The sequence below is a fragment of the Actibacterium sp. genome (assembly GCF_041584535.1).
Taxonomy (GTDB): domain Bacteria; phylum Pseudomonadota; class Alphaproteobacteria; order Rhodobacterales; family Rhodobacteraceae; genus Actibacterium_D.
The window spans coordinates 1-3,124 of sequence record NZ_JBFHDW010000295.1 but is presented as its reverse complement, the minus strand read 5'-3'; the positions used below and the strand labels follow the sequence as shown (position 1 = coordinate 3,124).

The window sequence follows — 3,124 nt, the reverse complement described above, 5'->3', positions numbered from 1 at the left end:
GGCGCATCCGCATGACACCGGCGGTGGCTCGACCGTCCTGCCGGGCGTGTCGAGCAGCGGCGACACCGGCTATCTGGACCTGAACCAAGGCGTCTATACCATCATGTCCTATGTCGATGGCTGGGCCACACACCCCAGCGGTCAACTAACCTATGCCGACACGGTGGACTGGGGCTATCAGGGCACGCCGATGGCGGTCGATATCGCGCTGTTGCAGGACAAATACGGCGCGAACGAGGATTACCATAACGGCGATGACGTCTATTACCTGCCCGACACCAACGAACCGGGCACGTTCTTTGCCTGTATCTGGGACACCGGCGGCACCGACGAGATTCGCTTTGACGGCACCGGCGCGGTGGTCATCGACCTGCGCGATGCGACGCTGGGCATCGAAGAGGGCGGCGGCGGCTGGATCTCTTATGCCGATGGCATCTATGGCGGCTATACCATCGCCAATGGCGTGATGATCGAGAACGCCACCGGCGGCAGCGGCAATGATGCCTTGATCGGGAACGAAGGCGACAACGTCCTGACCGGCAACGGCGGCGCGGACACGTTCATCTTTACCGTCGATGGCGGCGGCTATGACACGGTCACCGATTTTGAGGACGGCGTCGATCTGCTGGACTTTTCCGATTATGACCGCATCCGGATCTGGCAATTCGACGTGTTCTCGGACGACACCGGCACAACGATCATCTACGAGGATCAAACCGTGTTCCTTGCCGATATCGACCCCGCCGACCTTGGACGCGCCGATTTCGTTCTGTAACCGGACCGCAAACTTCGGGCGCGTCTTGCATGGGCGCGCCCTGCCCCTTAGTGCTGAGGTCTGAACCAACCGGGGCCTGCGCACGTGTTTCTCTATCGCTTTCTGCTGACCCTTGCCGCGCCGTTTGTCGCGGTCAAGCTGCTGCGCGGCGGCGGTCTGGACCAGCGGTTGGGTGGCGGGGATGGCAATGGCCCGGTTCTGTGGCTGCATGCCGCCTCGAATGGCGAGGCCACCGCGGCCCGCCCGCTGATCGAGGCGTTGCTGGCCAGCGACCCAGCGCTGCGCCTGCTGATCACCTGCAATTCAGAAACCGGGCGCGATCTGGTCGCGGGTTGGGGGCTGGCGCGGGTCAGCGTGGCGCTGGCGCCGCTGGATTATCGCTGGGCGCTGGCGCGGTTTCTGCGCCGCTGGCAACCCGCCGCGCTGATCATTGTCGAAAATGAACTCTGGCCGAACCGGTTGCTGATGATGCAGGCCCGGCAGCGCCCGGTGATCGTGGTCTCGGGCCGGATGTCCGGGAAATCGGCGCGGGTCTGGGCGAAACTGCCGGGGCTGGCGCGGCGGGTGCTGGGGGCGCTGAGCCTTGTGTCGGCGCAGGATCAGGCCTCGCAATCGCGGTTCGCGGCGCTGGGGGTGGATGCGGCCCGGATCGCCCCGGCGCTGAACCTGAAACTGACTCAGGCACCGCCCCGGCCCGATGCCGGCGATCTGGCGACGCTGGCGGCTTTGCTGCCACGCGACAAGACGGTGCTGGCGGCCTCGACCCATGCGGGCGAGGATCAGATCATCCTGCAAGGCTTTGCCCGCGCCCATGCCCAGGACCCCGATCTGCGGTTGATCCTTGCCCCGCGCCACCCGCGCCGCGGAGACGAGGTGGCAGCGCTGATCGCGCAGGCCGGTCTGGGCTTTGCCCGCCGCGCGGCCGGACATGCGCCGACCGCGCCGGTCTATCTGGCGGATACGCTGGGGGAAATGCCGCTGTGGTATGCGCTGGCGGGGGTGACATTCGTTGGCGGCTCGCTGGTGCCCAAGGGCGGCCATACCCCGTTCGAGCCCGCCGCCTTTGACAGCGCGATCCTGCACGGCCCGTATCTTGAGAATTTCGCCGAGGGCTATGCCGCCCTGCAATCGGCGGGTGGCAGCCTGTTGATCCGAAATGCCGATGACCTGACCCAAGCCCTGCTGACCCCGGCGCAAACCACTGCCCTGCCCGTCCGCGCCAAGGCGGCGATTGCGGCATTGGGCAGCGCGGATGGGCTGGCCGATCTGGTTGGACGAATTCAGGCGCTTAGCCGATAAGCGGATAGTCGGCCAGAACCTCGTATCGGGCCCCCTTGTCCGACAGGTGCGAAGCGAACATCTGAAACGATCCGACCGCAAATTCCGGCCCCGGCAACAGGGCGCGGGTCGCAACGAACCGCCCGATGGCGGCATAATCGACCAGCATTGGCAGCCGGGCCAGCGTGATATGCGGCACAAAGCGCCGATGCGCCACGGTCAGCCCGGCGCGGCGGGCGGCACGCAAGACCGAGGCCTGCAACTGGATCAGCGGCTCGGACGGGCGCAGCGTTGCATGGACCTGCCGGGGTGTATCGCCGCCGAACACGTCCAGACCGGCCACGCACAGATCAAAGGGCCGGGTGTGAATGGCCGACAGCGCCAGATGCAATTCATCCAGATCGGCGTCGGACAGATCGCCCAGAAACGCCAGCGTCAGGTGCATGTTTTCGGCCGGGACAAGCCGCGGCGCGGGCAGATTGCGTTGCAAGGCGACCAGGGCGTCCAGCGCCGTGTCGGGCGGGGTCAGGGCGACGAAGGTTCGGGTCATGGGGCGGGCCTTTGCGACAGATGGACAAGACGGGCGCGGATCTCGGGCCGGATTGGACCGGGACGCGGCGCATCGCGCAGGGTGGTGAACAGGTGCTCGGGCGGGTTGCGGCCCCGGCTGTTGCCGTCAAACCGCAAGTCGCGCAGGACCGACTGGGCCGGATCGGGCAGACGCTCGGGGATGGTGTGCCCGGCCAGCGTCGCCCAGACCCCGGCCCAAAGCCGCCCCACCGACCACGGGTTATAGCCGCCTCCGCCCAGCACCAGATAGCGCGGCGTCAGTGGCCCAAGCGCCGCCACCGCCGACCAATGCGCGTTGTTCGACAGGGCAAGCCGGGACAAAGGGTCTTCGTCCACCGCGTCGGCCCCGCATTGCAGCACGATCGCATCGGGCCGGAACGCCGCCACGCGCGGCAGGATCAGATCGTTCAGGATGGCGTCGAATTCGCTGTCGTTCAGGCCGCGCGGCACCGGCAGGTTAAAGAGATTGCCCGCGCCCCGGTCCTCCAGCCCGCCGGTGAG

At 66.9% G+C, this 3,124-nt stretch carries 3 protein-coding genes and 1 pseudogene; 2 read left to right on the top strand and 2 right to left on the bottom strand.

The features are described from left to right. Both ABYW26_RS12555 and ABYW26_RS12550 read left to right on the top strand, forming a co-directional pair. Positions 1–775, top strand: a 775-nt coding sequence (locus ABYW26_RS12555; protein ID WP_372605247.1) for a M10 family metallopeptidase C-terminal domain-containing protein, incomplete at its 5' end; no start/stop codon positions are given. Positions 776–859: 84 nt separating this feature from the next. Next, positions 860–2,074 carry a 3-deoxy-D-manno-octulosonic acid transferase gene (locus tag ABYW26_RS12550; RefSeq protein ID WP_372605246.1) on the top strand — a complete coding sequence of 405 codons (1,215 nt, stop codon included), beginning with the start codon at positions 860–862 and terminating at the stop codon, positions 2,072–2,074. On the opposite strand, the gene thpR is transcribed toward ABYW26_RS12550, so the two are convergent. Both thpR and ABYW26_RS12540 read right to left on the bottom strand, forming a co-directional pair. Next, positions 2,064–2,603, bottom strand: a complete 540-nt coding sequence (gene thpR, locus ABYW26_RS12545) for an RNA 2',3'-cyclic phosphodiesterase (RefSeq protein ID WP_372605245.1) — start codon at positions 2,601–2,603, stop codon at positions 2,064–2,066. The two genes, ABYW26_RS12550 and thpR, sit on opposite strands and share 11 nt — an antisense overlap. Further along, a pseudogene (locus ABYW26_RS12540) lies at positions 2,600–3,124 on the bottom strand (acetoin utilization protein AcuC); the annotation flags it as partial. The pseudogene ABYW26_RS12540 and the gene thpR, both read right to left, overlap by 4 nt.

Coding starts and splice junctions, on each gene's coding strand:
- thpR (WP_372605245.1), bottom strand. CDS start 2,603: ATGACCCGAACCTTCGTCGCCCTGACCCCGCCCGACACGGCGCTGGAC.